General features: G+C 74.2%; 13 protein-coding genes. 5 read left to right on the forward strand and 8 right to left on the reverse strand.

Translation table 11 applies throughout. The annotated features are described in order from the left end of the window. Window positions 1-105: 105 nt before the first annotated feature. The 6 genes from ACZ4XX_RS12615 to ACZ4XX_RS12640 form a co-directional block, all read right to left on the reverse strand. A complete protein-coding gene (locus tag ACZ4XX_RS12615) occupies window positions 106-1,437 on the reverse strand; it encodes a vWA domain-containing protein (protein WP_468507912.1) in 1,332 nt (443 codons plus the stop codon). Further along, the gene (locus ACZ4XX_RS12620) at window positions 1,434-2,690 is read right to left on the reverse strand and encodes an AAA family ATPase (protein ID WP_468507913.1); all 1,257 of its coding nucleotides are present in this window, start codon (window positions 2,688-2,690) and stop codon (window positions 1,434-1,436) included. The genes ACZ4XX_RS12615 and ACZ4XX_RS12620 overlap by 4 nt, the downstream gene beginning before the upstream one ends. A 120-nt stretch (window positions 2,691-2,810) precedes the next feature. Next, window positions 2,811-4,211, reverse strand: coding sequence for a hypothetical protein (locus ACZ4XX_RS12625; protein WP_468507914.1), 1,401 nt, complete (start codon window positions 4,209-4,211; stop codon window positions 2,811-2,813). Window positions 4,212-4,499: 288 nt separating this feature from the next. Continuing rightward, entirely contained in the window at window positions 4,500-6,155 is a 1,656-nt protein-coding gene (locus tag ACZ4XX_RS12630; protein ID WP_468507915.1) for an acyl-CoA dehydrogenase family protein, read from the reverse strand. Next, the gene (locus ACZ4XX_RS12635; protein ID WP_468507916.1) at window positions 6,139-6,756 is read right to left on the reverse strand and encodes a TetR/AcrR family transcriptional regulator; all 618 of its coding nucleotides are present in this window, start codon (window positions 6,754-6,756) and stop codon (window positions 6,139-6,141) included. The genes ACZ4XX_RS12630 and ACZ4XX_RS12635 overlap by 17 nt, the downstream gene beginning before the upstream one ends. 126 nt (window positions 6,757-6,882) lie before the next feature. After that, a complete protein-coding gene (locus ACZ4XX_RS12640) occupies window positions 6,883-7,467 on the reverse strand; it encodes a TMEM165/GDT1 family protein (protein WP_328940512.1) in 585 nt (194 codons plus the stop codon). Window positions 7,468-7,870: 403 nt separating this feature from the next. Here ACZ4XX_RS12640 and ACZ4XX_RS12645 point away from each other — a divergent pair, with 403 nt between their 5' ends. From ACZ4XX_RS12645 to ACZ4XX_RS12665, 5 genes are all read left to right on the forward strand, one after another. Further along, the gene (locus ACZ4XX_RS12645; protein ID WP_468507917.1) at window positions 7,871-8,467 is read left to right on the forward strand and encodes a TetR/AcrR family transcriptional regulator; all 597 of its coding nucleotides are present in this window, start codon (window positions 7,871-7,873) and stop codon (window positions 8,465-8,467) included. Further along, window positions 8,464-9,777: an MFS transporter gene (locus ACZ4XX_RS12650; protein WP_468507918.1), complete on the forward strand. Its 1,314-nt coding sequence runs from the start codon at window positions 8,464-8,466 to the stop codon at window positions 9,775-9,777. Before ACZ4XX_RS12645 ends, ACZ4XX_RS12650 begins: the two co-directional genes overlap by 4 nt. 23 nt (window positions 9,778-9,800) lie before the next feature. After that, entirely contained in the window at window positions 9,801-10,028 is a 228-nt protein-coding gene (locus ACZ4XX_RS12655) for a hypothetical protein (RefSeq protein ID WP_468507919.1), read from the forward strand. Between the two features lies 1 nt (window position 10,029). Next, window positions 10,030-11,142 (forward strand): PP2C family protein-serine/threonine phosphatase, encoded by a 1,113-nt coding sequence (locus ACZ4XX_RS12660; RefSeq protein WP_468507920.1) that lies wholly within the window; start codon window positions 10,030-10,032, stop codon window positions 11,140-11,142. 177 nt (window positions 11,143-11,319) lie between these two features. Then, complete coding sequence (locus ACZ4XX_RS12665) at window positions 11,320-13,245, forward strand: CocE/NonD family hydrolase (protein ID WP_468507921.1); 1,926 nt, start codon at window positions 11,320-11,322, stop codon at window positions 13,243-13,245. Between the two features lie 141 nt (window positions 13,246-13,386). Here ACZ4XX_RS12665 and ACZ4XX_RS12670 read toward each other — a convergent pair whose 3' ends face one another. Beyond that, on the reverse strand, window positions 13,387-14,751 hold the full coding sequence (locus tag ACZ4XX_RS12670) for an NtaA/DmoA family FMN-dependent monooxygenase (RefSeq protein ID WP_468507922.1): 1,365 nt from the start codon (window positions 14,749-14,751) through the stop codon (window positions 13,387-13,389). After that, on the reverse strand, window positions 14,748-15,872 hold the full coding sequence (locus tag ACZ4XX_RS12675) for an LLM class flavin-dependent oxidoreductase (protein ID WP_468507923.1): 1,125 nt from the start codon (window positions 15,870-15,872) through the stop codon (window positions 14,748-14,750). Before ACZ4XX_RS12675 ends, ACZ4XX_RS12670 begins: the two co-directional genes overlap by 4 nt. Window positions 15,873-16,193 lie beyond the last annotated feature (321 nt).

The raw sequence follows: 16,193 nt of genomic DNA on the forward strand, positions 1-16,193 counted from the left end.
CCGTGGTCATGGGGTACGTGCTCCACCAGGCTGCCATCCCCTGCGGCACCCGGCACCGTCCTTGCGCCCACCCGCCGCACGCCGCGGGACCGTCGGGCCGGTCATCTAGCCGATGGTCACCACGCGCGCCCAGTCGGGCGGGGTGTCGGGCTCGTAGTCGGGATCGTTCTCGATCCACGAACCGCCGCGCGACCCGTCCCGGGGGAACAGTCCCACCACCGTCCGGCACGGCGGCGGCTCGGACGGCCAGGGGGTCTGGCCGTCCGTCAGGACCACGATGACGTCGGGCCGGGGTGCCGTCCGCAGCGCCCGGGAGAAGCCGGTACGGAGATCCGTACCGCCGCCGCCCACCAACGGGATGCCCTCGGCACGGCACAGCGGATGCACGGTGCGGGCCGCAGCGTCGCACGACATCACGGTCACCAGGTCACGGCGCCCGCCCACGGCCCGGGAGATCGCGGCCACCTCGAGGAGGGCGCCGCCCAGCTCCGCGTCGCTCACCGACCCGGACGTGTCCACGATCACCGAGACCCGGGGCGGTCTGCGCCGAAGACTCGGCAGCACGGCACCCGGCACCCCCGCCGAGCGCCGGGACGGCCGGCCGTACGAGTAGTCCTCACCCGCGCCGGCGGCGGAGGCCGCCGAACGGACCGCCGCCCCCAGCAGATCCCGCCACGGCTGCGGCGGGTGGAAGACCTCCTCCGCCCACCGCTTCCACCCCCTCGGCGCGTTCCCCGGGCGGCCCTTGACGGCCTGCGCCACCCGGAACCGTACGGCGTCCTGCTGCTGTCCGCTGAGGCCGTTCGCGCCGTCGGGCCCCAGGTCCCACTCCCGCTCCAGCCCGTCGGCACCGCTGCCGCAGTCCAGCCAGGCGAGGTGCTGCATACCGGAGCCGAGACCGATCCGGCGCAGGTAGTCCTCCATCAACTCGCCGGAGGAGAGCCCGAGGGAGTCCGGGGTGACCGCGCCCTCGGGCATCACCAGTCCGTCCCCGAACGCGTCGTCGTTGATCTCGCAGTCCGCCGCGATGTTCATCAGCAGCCTGGCGCCCGGGCCGGTCAGACCGCGTTCCCGGGCGACCCGGTCACCGCGTCCGTGGTGGTCGCGCAGGAGGTGCGACACCTCGTGGACCCACACGCCGGCCAGTTCCTCGACCGGTGTCCGGTTCACGAAGACCGGCGAGACGTAGCAGCGCCAGTGCCGGTCGACCGCCATCGTCGGCACCCGCCGGGACTCGACGACGTGCAGGGCGAACAACGCGGTCGCCAGATAGGGCCGGGCACGGACGGCGAACAGCCGGGCGGCGAAGAGCTTGTCGAGATCGAGCGGCTTCCCCGCACCGGAGCCGCCCGAGCGGGCACCGGCATCCGCGCCCGTGTCCGCGTCCGCGTCCGCCCCGGCGCACGCACGCGCGCCCGTGGCCGTGGCCGTGTTCATCGTGCGCCCGCAGCGGCGGCCGCGCCGCCCGCCCGGCGCGCGCCGCTCGCGACCAGGGTTGCCGCCTCGTCCGCACGCCGGGACATCGAGACCGCCCCCGCGAGCCGTTCGATGGTGGGCGGCACGTCCCACTCCGCACGACGGAGCGCGGCGAGCGTGGTCGCCGGGACGACGACGAGATCCGGCGCTCCGGTCTCCACCGCCCTCGCGAGCAGAGCCCAGGCGGCATCCCATCGGGCCTTCTCGGGGCGCGCCCCGACCGCTGCCACGACACCGTCGAGCGCGGCCTGGCGCAGGTCGCCCCGCTCCGGCAGCTCGGCGCCGGTCGGGTCGGCGAGCAGCGTCTCGGGGTCCGGAAGGTCCATCCGGTCCAGACTCGCGAGGAGTTCGAGCCCCGGGCCGTCCCCGACGGTGCCCCTGACCAGGAGCGAGATCACCTCGCGGGAGGACCCGGCGGCGGTGGCGAAGGCGATGAGGCGCAGGCTCATCTCCCAGCTGCGGGGCGAAGGCCAGGCGCCACCCCGTCGGACCTCCCCGCTGGGCAGCCGGTGGACGAGCGTGGGGCGGGTGGCGAGGAGTCCGCACACCGCGCGCCGCGCGTGGTCCACGGCGTGCGGCAGGCGCTCCGGGTCGAGCCGGGGCAGTGTCGCCCGGGGCCAGGTGCCGCCGAGGCCCCGGACGACGACGTCGTGGTCGTGGGTCCACTGGAGGTGCACGAAACGGTTGGCCAGCGGCGGACTCAGTTCCCAGCCGTCGGCGGCCGAGGCCCGCGGGTTGGCGGCGGCCACGATCCGCACCCCGGACGGCAGCCGCAGGGCACCGACCCGCCGCTCCAGGACGAGCCGGAGCAGAGCCGCCTGCACCGCCGGTGGGGCGGTGGACAGTTCGTCGAGGAACAGCAGACCGCGGCCGGCCCTCACGAGCCGTACCGCCCAGTCCGGCGGGGCCATCGGGACGCCCTGCTCGGCGGGATCGTCCCCGATCACCGGGAGCCCCGAGAAGTCGGACGGCTCGTGCACGCTGGCGATCACCGTCGTCAGCGGGAGGTCCAGGGACTCGGCGAGCTGGGTCAGCGCGGCTGTCTTGCCGATCCCCGGCTCGCCCCAGAGGAGTACGGGCAGGTCGGCGGCGACCGCGAGGGTGAGGGCCTCCAGCTGGTCGTCGGGGCGCGGCTCGGTCGTGGAGTCGCGCAGCAGGGCGAGCAGTGCGTCGGCGACATCGAGCGGGGTGGGGGAAGGGGTGTTCAAGGGCATGGGTGATCACCTGTGGGTTCGTCGTCGGTGGGTCGCTACCGGCGTGACGGTCTGCACCGCCGATTCCGTCGATGTACGAGGACGTGGGCGGTGTCGGTGCGCGGGCCGGTACCGCTTCGATCAGAGGTCGCGGCTGTGGCGGGGGCGGGCGCGATGGCCCCGGGGACGGTCCTTCCCGGGCAGTACACGTCCCGGTCCCGGGCCGTGGAGGTCCGCTCGGTAGAGCCCGTACGCGATCCGCCGTCGGGCTGCCGACTCCAGTGCGTCCCGCAGCGCGCCGTTGCGCAGCGCTGCCCCGGGACCGAGCAGGCCCTCGACGACGGCCAGCGCGCCCGCGGTGTCGCCGTGGTCCAGACGTTCGCGGACACCCGTGAGGCAGTCCGGACGGCGGTGGGCGTCGTCGATGGCCTGGAGGCAGGGGAGGGGAGGGCCGCCCAGCGCGACCAGAAGCTCCTCCCGCCGGATCTCGGCGGGAGAGTGGTCGAGCGGAGCGAGGACGCCGTCGGACAGGCCGATTCGGTGCGGGACTCCCCGGCAGTCCACCAGACGTGGCCGCCCGGGCGGATCCGCGACCTCGGCCGCCCCGGCGGGCCGGTGCCCGGGGACGAGCGCCGAGGCGACGAGCGGATGCAGCCGCCCTGCCTCGATCAGACCGGCGCGCAGCAACTCCAGATCGGGCGGCACCCAGGTCGCGGCGTCGGGCAGCGCGGGCAGCGCCCGCACGGCCGACGGGGGCATCGCGTGGACGGCCGATGCCGGGCCGCCGTCCGCCGGCACGTCGAGAACCAGCTGTCGGCGGGCCCCGAGCCGTACACGGACGCGCCCGGCGTCCCGCCCTTCGGCCCGGAGCAGGATTTCGGCCTCCGCCGCCCAGCGGTCGACGGCGTGGCCGGGTCCGGGTGCCTCGTCGCCCGGCAACGGCGGATCGGCGGAGGGCCCGGCGTCGGCTCCGGAACGGACCCGCAGTTCGTCGCTGCGCCGCGTGTCCCAGAGATGGCGATGGAGATCCAGGCGGTACCGCCGGCTCGGGCGCGGATGCGGATGCCGGCGCTCACCGCCCGCGGCACGGGATCCGTCCCACAGCGCGAGGCTCATCCGCTGTCCGGCGTCCGCCCACGCGGGTGCGGTCCGCACCACGAGGTACGGCCCACGGGAGCCGATGTCCCCGATGTCCTCGTCACCCGCGGTGTCCCCCGGGACGGCGTAGCGTGCCAGCGGGACGGTGAGCCCCGGGCGCAGGACTCCGTCGGGAGCGATCCGCGGCATGTGCCAGCGCAGCAGGTCGGGAGCGAGTCGCCGGAGGTCCGCCCTGACCAGGGCGGCGAGTTCCCGCCCGTACGCACGGGCGGTGGAGCGCAGGTCGAGGTCGACGTCGATGCCCGCGGCGGCGCAGGCGCCCGCCCAGTCACCGGCGGTGCGCCGGAGTGCGGCGGTCTCGATCATGGAGGGCGGCACGGCGAACTCGCGCACGCGCAGCCAGAGGGAAAGGCGGGAATCGCCGTTCGCGGCATGAGTGAGCATCAGCACTCACCTTGCGCGGACGGGACCCCCGATCTGATAGCAGAGCAGGTAGTCATCACGATGATCGTATCGACCGGTGCGCGGCCGGGCCGGAGGTTTTCTCCGGAGGAGCCGGCACCGAACCGCGCACCGCGCGGAGGCTTCGACGCCGGGCCCGGGAGTCCCGGGGCACGGCCGACGAAGCCCTTCCCTCGCGTCCAGGTCCTGTCGTCACGTTCCCGTCGTCGCCCGAAGGGCGGCCCCCGCGTTCATGTCGCCGCGGTTCGGACGGCACTGTGACGTCAGGGTCTAGCCCGCGCTCACCGCGTCAGGGCCGCTCCGCGCGATGATCGCCGCCGTGTCCACCCCCGCGGGCAGCGTGCCGAAGGCGAGGCCGCGGTCGCCGTCGAGCCGCGACGCGCAGAACGCGTCCGCCACCGCCGGGTTTCCGTGGCGTACGAGCAGCGAGCCCTGCAGCACCAGGGCCAGGCGCTCGACGAGACGCCGCGCCCCGTAGGCCGCGGCGTCCGGGTCGCCGAGCCCCGCGAGGTCCTTGCGGAGGCCCGCGACGGCCGCGTCCAGGCGCCGGTCGGCCCCCACGCCCAGATCGACCTCCGCGAAGAACGCCTCCACCGCCTGCGGCTGACGGGCCATCGCCCGCAGCACGTCGAGCGCGGCGACGTTCCCCGAGCCCTCCCAGATGGACGGCAGCGGCGACTCCCGGTAGAGCCTGGGCAGGCCCGAGTCCTCCACGTAGCCGTTGCCGCCCAGGCATTCCAGAGCCTCCGCCGCGTGGGCGGGCGCCCGCTTGCACACCCAGTACTTGGTGACCGCGAGCCCGAGCCGCCGCAGCTGCTCCTCCTCCGCGTCGCCGCGCGTGGCCCGGTCGACCGCGCCGGCCAGGCGCAGCGCCGCGAGCGTGGCCGCCTCCGCCTCCACCGCGAGGTCGGCCAGGACGTTCCGCATCAGCGGCTGGTCGACGAGCCGCGCCCCGAACGCCTCGCGGTGCGTGGCGTGGTGGACCGCCTGGACGAGTCCGAGGCGCATCCCGGAGGCCGAGCTGATGGCGCAGTCGAGCCGCGTCATGTTCACCATCCGGATGATGGTGGCCACCCCGCGCCCCTCCTCTCCGACGAGCCGGCCGAGGGCGCCCTCGTACTCGATCTCGGAGGAGGCGTTGGAGCGGTTGCCCAGCTTGTCCTTGAGTCGCTGGAGGCGGATCGCGTTGCGGCTGCCGTCCGGCAGGACGCGCGGCACCAGGAAGCAGGAGAGACCGCCGGGCGCCTGCGCGAGCGTGAGGAAGACGTCGGACATCGGTGCCGAGGTGAACCACTTGTGGCCGGTCAGCGCGTACAGGCCGGGCTCGCCGGTCGGTACGGCCCGGGTCGTGTTCGCGCGGACGTCCGAGCCGCCCTGCTTCTCGGTCATGGACATTCCGGCGATGATGCCGCGCTTCTCCGTCGGCACCCGGAGACCGAAGTCGTACACCGAGGAGGTCAGCAGCGGCTCGTACACCTCGGCCAGCTCCGGCTGGGCGCGCAGCGCCGGCACCGCCGCGTACGTCATGGAGACGGGGCACAGGTGCCCCGCGTCGGCCTGCCCCCAGACGAACACCTTCGCCGCGCGGGCGACGTGCGCGCCCGGTCGCTCGTCGCGCCAGGGCGCGCCGTGCAGCCCGTGCCGGACGGCCACGTCCATCAGGTCGTGCCAGTGCGGGTGGAACTCGACCTCGTCGATCCGGTGGCCGTGGCGGTCGTGGGTGTGCAGCACGGGGGAGTGGCGTTCGGCGAGCCGCCCCCACTCCTGGGCCTGTGCACCGCCGGCCCGCGCGCCGAGCTCGCGGACCTCGGCCTCGGCCCAGCCCGCGCCCTCCCGGCGCAGCGCCTCCAGGAGCGCAGGGTCGGCGGAGACGTCGTAGCCGGTCAGGGGCGGTACCTGGTTGGTGACCTCATGCGTGGTCGGCATCGGGAACTCCCAGTGCTCGCAGGGTGAAGGAGACGAGTGCGGGTACGGTGCCGGGTCCGACGGACCCTTCCGCCAGCGGGCCGACGAGCGCCTCCGCGCCCGCCCCGACCAGTGCCGAGGCCGTCAGGACCGGGTCCTGGGGCGGCAGCTCGCCCGAGCGCACGCCCTCCTCGACGCGTGCGGCGAACACGTCCCGGAACGCGCGCCGGAAGACCAGCCGTTCGGCGTCCACGGCCGCGTCGACCGGTTCGGCGAGCAGTGCGTAGGCGAGGCGCGGTGACTTGAGGGCACGCAGGGCGAAGGTCTCGATGACGGCGACCACCCGTTCGGCGGCCGAACGGTGTCCGGGGTGTCCGGCCGCCTCGGAGACGGCTGCGACCTCCCGGCTCACCACGGTCCGGAAGAGCTCCACGGACAGCTCCGTCTTGCCGGGGAAGTGGCGGTACACGCTGCCCGTGGCGATTCCGGCGCGGGCGGCGACGGCCGCCACCGTGCATCCCGCGTATCCCTGCTCGGAGAGCAGGGCCCGGGCCGCTTCGACGACGGAGGCGCGCTGGGCGTCGAGGCGGGCCTGGACGGCGGGGGTGCGTCGGTAGGGCATGAAAGAAGTGAAGCAGTGATTCACTGCTTCATCAAGGGCCGTGACGTGCCGGACGCCCGAAGGGAACGGCGAACGCCCCCACCCTGCGGGGGTAGGGGCGTTCGCCGTGCGGCCGCGTGTCCGGACTCAGCCGGTGAAGACCTCGGTCAGGGACCAGATGGCGAGGCCCGCCATGCAGATGCCGCCGATGCGCTGCACGGTCTTGAGCGGAACACGCTTCGCGATGAAGCGGCCCGCGACCAGGGCGAGCGCGGAGACGCTCATCAGGGCGGCGAGGGAGCCGATCGCCGTCGACCAGGTGCCGTTCGTGGCGGCCAGGTTGGCCGTGGTGATCTGGGTGAGGTCGCCCCATTCGCTGATGAACACGGCCATGAACGCCGTCGAGAAGACGGGCAGGAAGCCGGTGACGGTCCTGCCGCCCTCGTCGGCCTCGTCGTCGTCGCCCCCGCCGCGCAGCAGCATGAACGCGCCGAAACCGAACAGCAGGGCGGAGACGAGCTTCACGGACCAGCCCGGAAGCAGCCCGAGCAGGCTGCCGGCGCCGACCGCGATGGCGACGTGCGCGAGGAAGGCGGTCGAGGTGCCGATCCATACGTACAGAGGACGCATCCGCGTGCCCATGGCGAGGGACGCGAACATCGTCTTGTCGGGAAGCTCGGCGAGGAAGATCAGCCCGAAGGCGGTGAGGATCGCCAAGGGGTCGAGGTGCATACCGGGGCTCTCTGCTCGGTCCGGGCCCGTGGACCTGGCACGACACCTCGGTGGGCGACGGGAGGACCACTCGGCCCGGCATGACGGACCACGCCCACGGATGCGCGGACGCGGTTGATGCCTGGCCGAAGGTCTCGCCCGTCCGCGTCGCACGCGGACCCGGTCACCGGGAACCCGAGGGTTCCAGTATGTCGACGACCGGTTTGCAGGGCTACTCCCCTTCGCTGTCCCTGAGTGTAGCGGACAGGGGCGCGAGAGTGAGTAGACAGCGTCTACTCGATCTTGGTAGACAGTGTCTATGCATGAGGGAGCCGAAGACCATCAGTCACTCGCGGACGATGGCAGTGACCGAAGTGACCGAAGTGACCGAAGCGACTGGGGCGACCAGGGTGATCGGAGTGACGTGGATGACCGGGGCGACGTGGGTGACGGAGGGCTGCGGGAGCGACTCGTCCGCGTCGGCGTCGAGCTCGTGAACGCCGAAGGCGCCCAGGCCCTCTCGCTGCGCGAGATCGCCCGCCGCGCCGGCGTCTCCCACGGCGCCCCCCGCCGCTATTTCCCGACCCATCTCGAACTCCTGTCGGCCATCGCCCGCCAGGGCTTCACCGAACTGGCCGCCCGCGTCGCCGCCGAGGACCGGGAGACCGCCGCGCCGCGCGAACGCATCGCGCTCCTCGCCCGCGTCTACCTCGACTACGCCGGAACCCGACGCGGCATGTACGAGCTGATGTTCCGGCACGACCTGCTGGAGAGCGGCAGCCTCGGGCTGCGGGAGACGAGTCTGCCGCTCTTCGCCCGCCTCGCCGAACTCGTCGCCCGCGTCCGCCCCGGCGCCGCCGACCCCGCCGTCCTGGCCGGTGCCCTCTGGGCCAACCTCCACGGCATCGCCCAGCTCTGGCACTGGGGAAGCCTCCGCCTCGCGACCGGCGGCGACGACCCCGCCCCGCTCCTCGCGGCCGCCCTCGACGCGCACCTCGGTCCCACGGGGCAGGCCTCATGAGCCCGCGCCGCGGGCCGGTCCTGGCATGCAGCGTCGTCGGCGCGGCGGTGGTCGCCCTCGACGGCACCGTCCTCACCGTCGCCCAACCCGCCCTCCAGCGCGATCTGCACGCCGACGTCGGCCAGGTCCAGTGGACCAGCACCGGATACCTCGTCGCCGTCGCGAGCCTCCTGGTCTTCGCCGGACGGCTCGGCGACCGCTACGGCCACCGCCGGGTCTTCGCCCTCGGTGCCCTCGGCTTCGCCGCCGCCTCCACCGGAATCGCCCTGGCCCCCGGCATCGGCACCGTGATCGTGCTCCGGGTGCTCCAAGGCGTGTGCGGTGCGCTCCTCCAGCCCGCCACGCTCGGCATGCTCCGGACCGCCTACCCGCCGGACCGGCTCGGCCCCCCCATCGCCGTGCGCACCACCGCCATCGGCCTCGCCGCCGCGGCGGGCCCGCTCGTCGGCGGCGCGCTGGTCACCGCGTACGGCTGGCGCTCGGTCTTCTTCCTCGGCGTACCCCCGACCTTCGCCATCGGCCTGCTCGCGCTCGTGACCCGGGAACGCCCGACCGCACCGAGCCGGTCGCGCGAGCCGAGCCGGTCGGCTGAGCCGAGCATGTCGAACCAGCCGAGCCCGCCGCGCGAGCCGAGCCGGTCGGCTGAGCCGAGCATGTCGAACCAGCCGAGCCCGTCGTACGAGACGGCTCCCGCCCGGAAGGCCGCCCCGGGCACCGGCTTCTCCGCGCTCGACCCCTCCGGCGCCCTGCTGCTCGCCGTCACGCTGGGGCTGCTCGTCCACGGGCTCGTCGAGGCCGCCCGTCCCGGCGGCGCCTCCGCCGGCCTGGCCGCCGTCGCGGTGGCCGTCGTCACCGGGTTCGTCCTCGCCCGGCACCAGCGTCGTGCCGCGCGCCCCCTGCTGCCCACGGAGCTGCTCCGGAGCGTGCCCGTCGTCGCCGGCCTTGCCGTCCTGCTCGCCGCCTCGGCCGCCCTCTTCGGCTCGCTCTTCGTGGCGACCTACTTCCTGCAGGACGTCCAGGGCCTCGACCCCCTCGGCTGCGCGCTGCGCGTCCTCCCGCTCGCCGTCCTCATGGTGCTCGGTGCACCCCTCTGCCCGCCGCTCCAGCGCCGCTACGGCCCCCGGCGCACGGCGACGGCCGGAGCCGCCCTCCTCACCCTCGGGGTGCTGCTCCTCTCCCGCCTCGACACGACGGCCGGCGCCGTCGCCGTCGGCGCGAGCGCCGCACTGCTCGGTGCCGGGTTCGTCACCCTGATGGTCACCGCGACCTCGGTCGTCGTGCACCGCGCCCCCGAGCCCACGCCGGAGTAGCCGGCGGTCTCCAGCAGACCGCGATGAACGTCGGACCGGCGCTCGGGGTCGCCACCGCGACCCTGCTGCTCGCCCTCGTCCCGGACGGCGGATTCGTCCCGTCCCGGGGAGTCGCCCTCCCGGCCCTCGTCCTGATCGCCGCACTCGCCCTCCCCGCCGCCCTCGTCCTGCCCCGGGGCGACGACCGGCGGCGGACACGCCCGGAGTCGCCGTCACCACGGGCCGGACGCCGACCGTGCGTACGATCATGAAATGCCAGCAGGTCAGCGGGCTCGCTCCGACGCGCCGACACGCACCCAGTTCAACCTCGGCCGCGCGCTGCCCTTCCTGGTCCTGGCGGTGGCGTTCGTCGCAGATCTGCTGACGCCCGACCGGGAGCGCTTCGACCGGCTCCTCGTCGCCGCACCCGCGCTCGCCGCCGTCACCTGGAGCGTGCCCTGGACGATCGGCATCGGTCTCCTCGCCGTCGCGGCCCGGCTGCTCCTCAGCGCCATCAGGGGCGAGTTCGCCGCGCCGCCGGAGCTCGTCGCGAACCTGATCGTGATCGTGGGTGTCACCGCCGCCGCTGCCTGGGTCAGCCGGGTCCGCACCCGCTACGAGCGGGACATGAGCGAACTCACCGCCGTCGCCGAGGTCGTCCAGCGGGTCGTACTGCGCCCGCTCCCCGCCCACCTCGGCCGCTTCGACCTGCATCTGCTGTACGTGGCGGCCGCGGCCAAGGCCAGGATCGGCGGCGACTTCTACGAGGCCGTACGGGTCCCCGGCGCCGTACGGATCATGCTCGGCGACGTCCAGGGCAAGGGCCTCGGCGCCGTCGAGACCGCCTCCGTGCTCCTCGGCTCCTTCCGCGCCGCCGTCAACGACGCCGCCGACCTGGCCGCCCTCGCCGACCGGCTCGACGAGGGCCTGGCCCGTTACGGTGCCTGGGACCCGGACTCCGACGCCGCCGAACGCTTCGCCACGGTCGTCCTCGTGGAACTCCCCGACGGCGAGGACGTCGCACGGCTCCTCAGCTGCGGCCACCCCGCCCCGCTGCTCCAGCGCGGCGGAGAGGTCGAGCCCGTGGCCTTCGCCGACCCGTCGCTGCCCGTGAACCTCGCGGGCCTCGCCGACTCCCGTCACCGCATCGAGGAGGTGCCGTTCCGGCCGGGGGACCGGATACTCCTCTACACCGACGGCGTCAGCGAGACCCGGGACAGGACCGGCACCTTCTACCCGCTGGAACTGCGTCTGCGCGGCTGGGCGCGGCAACCGGCCGTGGAGGTGCCCACCCTCCTCCACAAGGACCTCACCGACTACGGCGCCGGCGGCCTCGACGACGACGTCGCCGCCCTGCTCGTGGTGGTTCCGCCCGAATCCCGCTGAGCCCGGCCTGCCCTCGTCGTACCCAAACATCGAGTTCGGGGCGGCTTGTGTCGTTCCCGACCGGTTGCGTGACACGTGCGCTGTTCGTGCGCTCTGGCCGCTCCGCCCCACATACGTGAGGCTTGCGACCGTCCGCACCGCGGACAGTCACCAGTCCAGCGAGAGGAACGGGTGCACGTGCCCAAGGAGAACCCCTTCACCACCGGCTCGTCCGAACACTTTCCCGGCTTCCCGGACGTCACGGCGGCCCTGACCGCGGCCGAGGCCTCCCGGATCACCGCACGCGGCCTCTGGGCCGCCGACGGAACGGTGGACCCCGGCGCAGTCCGGCTCGGCCAGACCCTCGCCGACGCACTCCTGAGCGGCACGACCGACGGCACCGACACCGCCACGGGGCTGCTCCCCGCCGAACTCGCCGCGATCGTCGAGGAGGTGCGCGGCCTGGCACTGCCCGCGTACCACCGCATCGAAGGGGCCGCCGAGAGCGAGGGAGCAGCGGAGAACGTCCGGCTCTCCGCGTTCAGCCTCCGGCAGCTCGGTCCCGGCCCGCACCCGCTCGTCGTCGTGCCCGCCGGCTGGACCCCCTTCGGCTGGCCGCTGTTCCTCTGGTCGTACCTCGTCCTCGCCCGCAAGGGCTACCACGTCCTCGCCTACACCCCGCGCGGCCTCGGCATCCCCGGACTGCCCTCCACCTCCAGCGGTTTCGTCGACGTCGCAGGACCGCACGACTGGGCCGACGGCTCCGCGGTCATCGACTTCGCCGTCGACCGTTTCGCCCCGAGCGCCATCGGCTTCATGGGCGAGTCGTACGGCTCCGGCATCAGCCAGCTCGTCGCCGCCCACGACGACCGGGTGGCCGCCGTCGTCGCCCTCAGCACCTGGGGCAACCTCGCGACGAGCCTCTACGACCACAACACCCGCCACCTCGCGGCCGTGAAGGCCCTCCTCGCCCTCACCGGCGGACCGGTCGAGAGCAAGTTCGACCAGGCCAACCGGGAGATCCTGGCCGACTTCCAGGCCGACCGGAACCTGGACGCGGTCGTCGAGTGGGGCCTCAAGCGCGCCCCCGAGTCGTACCTCCCCCTGACCAACGAGAACGGCACGCCGACCTTCTTCTCCAACACCTGGCACGAGAGCCTCTTCGCGGTCAACCAGACCCTGACGACCTTCAACGGCCTGGACGTGCCCAAGCGGCTCAACCTGTGGATCGGCGACCACGCCGCGCCCGAGGGCCCCGCGCTCATCGGCCCGCCGGCCGTCCGGGGCGAGGTCAACCTCCCCATGGCGGAGGCGTACGCCTGGCTCGACCACCACCTCAGGGGCGAGCGGAACGGCGTGGAGGAGTGGCCGCAGGTCTGCAACCAGGTGATGTTCTCGTACGTGACGGAACCCGTCCTGGACCCGGAGACCGGCGAAGCCACCGGCGAGAACCGGATCGTCGTGCCCGCCCGCCGCGAGACCAGCCCCGGCTGGAGCGAGGTCACCGGCAGCACCGAGGTGCTCGGCCTCACCGGCGACGGCGCGGGCGCCACCGACGGCCGGCTCGTCCCCGCGGGCGGGCCGGGGGGAGAGGAGACCGGCTGGCGACGTGCGTTCCTCGCGGGCGTGGACACCGAGGCCACCGCCATGGACGCGATCATGAAGACCGGCCAGGCGGAGTGGCAGGGCAACCCCAAGATCTACGACACCCACAAGATCGACCGCCGCCACGCGGTGGCGTGGACGACCGAACCGCTCGTCTCGCCCGACGGGGAGAAGGGCGTCGGCCGCCGCGTCCGGGGCATCCCCCGGCTGCGGCTCACCGTCCGCTCCACGGCCGCCTCGGCGAGCCTCTACGCCCACCTCCTGGACGTCGCCGAGGACGGCACGGCCCGGATCATCAGTCATGAGCCGCTCAACGTGTACGGCCTGACGCCCGAACAGGACACCACCGTCACCTGGAGGCTCCAGGCGGCCGCGTACGACATCCCCTCGGGGAACCGGCTGATGCTGGTCGTCGACAGCAAGGACCCGCTGTACGGGGACGCCTCCGCCACCTGGACGCAGACCGTCATCGGCTCCCCGGAGGACGAACCGTCCCGCCTGGAACTGCCGCTCGGCTGACCCGGCGGGCCGACCCGGCCGGCTCCTGCCCGGGTCGGACGGCGGACGGGCCCGCGGCTCCACGCGCGCGTGCCCGTCCGCCCCGGGTGTCACACCGCCCGTCCCGGCCCGGGTGTCACCTCACCCGTGCCGGCCCGGATGTCACACCGCCGGGGCGAGCCCCAGATGCTCCCGGAGCGTCGTGCCCGTGTACGAGGACCGGTACACGCCCCGCTCCTGGAGCTCGGGCACGAGCAGCTCCACGATGTCGTCGAGACCGTCCGGCACCAGGTACGGCGAGACGTTGAAGCCGTCGACGGCCCCGTGCCGGACGAACCGGGCGAACTTCTCGGCGAGCCCGGCCGGGGTTCCCACATGGCCGTGCTGCGGACCGAGCTCGATGACCGTCTCGCGCAGCGACCAGCCGTTGGCCTCGGCCTTCGCCCGCCACTCGGCCACCACGGCCCGGGGATCGTCCACCCAGCGCGTCCCGAACGTGCCCGTGTCCCGGGCGACCACCGGGTCCTCGGCGGGCAGCGGCCCGTCGGCGTCCCGCCCCGACAGGTCGAAGCCCCACAGCCGGCTCGCGATGCCGAGGGCCACGGTGGGAGTGACCTGTTCGAGGCGGACCCAGCGCGCCTTCTCCTCCGCCTCCTTCTCGGTGGCCCCGATGACGATCTCCGTGCCCGGCAGGATCCGCAGTGCGTCCTCGGCACGGCCCGCCGCCCGCAGCCGGCGCCGGATGTCCTCGGCGAAGGCGAGCGCGTCGTCGAAGTCCGTACCGTGCGCCGAGAACACCACGTCCGCCTGACGGGCGGCGAAGTCCCGTCCCTCGCCGGAGTCGCCCGCCTGGAAGATCACCGGATGCCCCTGCGCACTGCGCGGCAGCGTCGGAACCAGGTCGACGTCGAAGTGCGCGCCCTTCGACCGCACGCGTCCCACCGCGTCCGGCACCGACCAGGAACCGGCGTCGACGGACCCGGCCACCGCACCCTCCGCCCAGCCGTTCCACACGGCCCGCGCCACCGACAGGAACTCCTCGGCGCGCCGGTAGCGGTCGGCGTGGTCGAGGAATCCGCCGCGCCGGAAGTTCTCCCCGGTCCAGGCGTTGTGCGTGGTCACCACGTTCCAGCCGGCCCGGCCGCCCGACAGCAGGTCGAGCCCGGCGAGGCGCCGGGCGAGATCGCCCGGCTCGTTGAACGTCGTGTTGGACGTGGAGACGAGCCCGATCCGCTCGGTCGCGGCGGCGAGCGCCGACAACTGGGTGATCGAGTCCGGGCGGCCGGCCACGTCCAGCTCGTGGATGCCGCCCTCCGACTCGCGCAGCCGCAGACCGTCCCCGAGGAAGAAGGCGTCGAAGAGCCCGCGTTCGGCGGTCCGCGCGACCCGGAGGAAGGAGGCCGGATCGATCTGGGAGCCGCTCGAGGGATCCGACCAGATCGTCCAGTGGTTGACTCCCTGGAAGAACACCCCGAAGTGCAGCAGCGCGTCCGGACGGGGCACGTCGGCGGGATCGGTGCGGGTCATCGGGTCTCCTCCCGTACGGGCGTGGCGGCGGCACTCTCGGTCGTCGTGAAGCGGCTGAGGGGCCGGGGGAGGCCCAGGGAGGCACGCAGGGTGGTGCCGGGCAGCGGGCGGGCGGCGATCCGCCGGACGAACAGCTCGGGCAGGACGAGCCGGGAGAGCACGGCGAGGTCCTCGTCGAGCACGAGAGGGTGCAGGCGCACCCCGTCGACCCGCCCGTGCAACTCGGTGAGCAGGGACACCAGACCGGCGACGGCGCCCGTGTACCGCAGCCGGTCCGGCCGGGCGGTCCACGGGGCGTACCGCTCCAGGTCGGCGATCCGTTCCGCCGCCGTCTCGCGCGGGGTGTCCAGGGCCACCTCGATCTCGACGAAGGCGCGGGGTGACGCGCCGTCGCCCGCGGCCGCCGCGGCCACGTCGGCGACGCCGCCACCGCCGATCAGCGCCACATCGGTCAGCTCGGCCGGAACGACCCCCGGGCGGGCGAGGACCACGGGCCGCCCCTGCGGCGGGCGCGGCACGATCGACGGCCCCTTCACGGAGTACGCCTCGCCGGTGAAGTCGATGGAATGGAGCCGCGAGCGGTCGAGATAGCGGCTGGTGGCCACCGACCGGATCACCGCGTCGTCCTCCCACGAGTCCCACAGATCCCGTACGACCCGGAGTCCGTCGTGGGTCTCGCGCGCCGTCGCGGCGGGCCCCTCGACCGGCGGCCGTCCCCAGGCACGGGCGGCGGCGGGGTCCGACTCGACCCCCACCACCCAGCCGGCCCGGCCGGCCGCGACATGGTCGAGCGAGGCGAGCTGCGAGGACACGTGGAACGGCTCGGCGTAGGTGGTCGCGAGGACCGGGGCCACCCCGAGGACGCTCGTCGACGCGGCGACGAACGCGGCCCTCTCGACCGCGCCGATCCGGCCCGCGGGACCGGCGCCGGACCCCGGCGGCAGAATCGAGTCGTCCAGGGTGACCAGGGTGAACCCGGCGTTCTCGGCGACGGCCGCGACCCGGGCGAGCCGACGTGGGGTCAGCAGCTCGCCGGGGGAGTGCGCGGCACGGCGCCACGCGGCCGGATGGGCGCCGTCGCCGTCGATCTCGACGGCCAGGCGCAGGGCAGGGGAGGGCATGGGAAGTCCTTCCGGAAGACAGGGGCACGCGACAGGACCCACGGGCGCGCGCGAGCGCGACGGGGCCCGGGCGGCGGGATGTCAGAGGACGTGCGGACCCACGAGGGTGGGGTCAGACGCCGGGGGAAGGACAGATGGCCGAGGAGGTACGGCAGAAGTCGACGTGCCGTCGGCAGACCAGCCGGGCACTCGACCGGAGGCCGGGAAGGAGGTCGTGCGGCTCCGCGCTCGCTCCGCGCACATCCGCCTCCCCGCAGGTCCGGGCCGAGATCCCTGTCCGCAGTCGGGAAGGGAGCGCTTCAGCTTAGGCAGGCCGCCTTC

The sequence above is a fragment of the Streptomyces sp. NPDC029956 genome, assembly GCF_055574655.1.

What these genes read in the sequence shown, in the direction of transcription:
- ACZ4XX_RS12635 (WP_468507916.1), bottom strand. Translation starts at nt 6,756, where the DNA reads ATGCCCTACCGACGCACCCCCGCCGTCCAGGCCCGCCTCGACGCCCAG.
- ACZ4XX_RS12630 (WP_468507915.1), bottom strand. Translation starts at nt 6,155, where the DNA reads ATGCCGACCACGCATGAGGTCACCAACCAGGTACCGCCCCTGACCGGC.
- ACZ4XX_RS12620 (WP_468507913.1), bottom strand. Translation starts at nt 2,690, where the DNA reads ATGCCCTTGAACACCCCTTCCCCCACCCCGCTCGATGTCGCCGACGCA.
- ACZ4XX_RS12670 (WP_468507922.1), bottom strand. Translation starts at nt 14,751, where the DNA reads ATGACCCGCACCGATCCCGCCGACGTGCCCCGTCCGGACGCGCTGCTG.
- ACZ4XX_RS12655 (WP_468507919.1), top strand. Translation starts at nt 9,801, where the DNA reads ATGAACGTCGGACCGGCGCTCGGGGTCGCCACCGCGACCCTGCTGCTC.
- ACZ4XX_RS12625 (WP_468507914.1), bottom strand. Translation starts at nt 4,211, where the DNA reads ATGCTCACTCATGCCGCGAACGGCGATTCCCGCCTTTCCCTCTGGCTG.
- ACZ4XX_RS12640 (WP_328940512.1), bottom strand. Translation starts at nt 7,467, where the DNA reads ATGCACCTCGACCCCTTGGCGATCCTCACCGCCTTCGGGCTGATCTTC.
- ACZ4XX_RS12660 (WP_468507920.1), top strand. Translation starts at nt 10,030, where the DNA reads ATGCCAGCAGGTCAGCGGGCTCGCTCCGACGCGCCGACACGCACCCAG.
- ACZ4XX_RS12675 (WP_468507923.1), bottom strand. Translation starts at nt 15,872, where the DNA reads ATGCCCTCCCCTGCCCTGCGCCTGGCCGTCGAGATCGACGGCGACGGC.
- ACZ4XX_RS12650 (WP_468507918.1), top strand. Translation starts at nt 8,464, where the DNA reads ATGAGCCCGCGCCGCGGGCCGGTCCTGGCATGCAGCGTCGTCGGCGCG.
- ACZ4XX_RS12615 (WP_468507912.1), bottom strand. Translation starts at nt 1,437, where the DNA reads ATGAACACGGCCACGGCCACGGGCGCGCGTGCGTGCGCCGGGGCGGAC.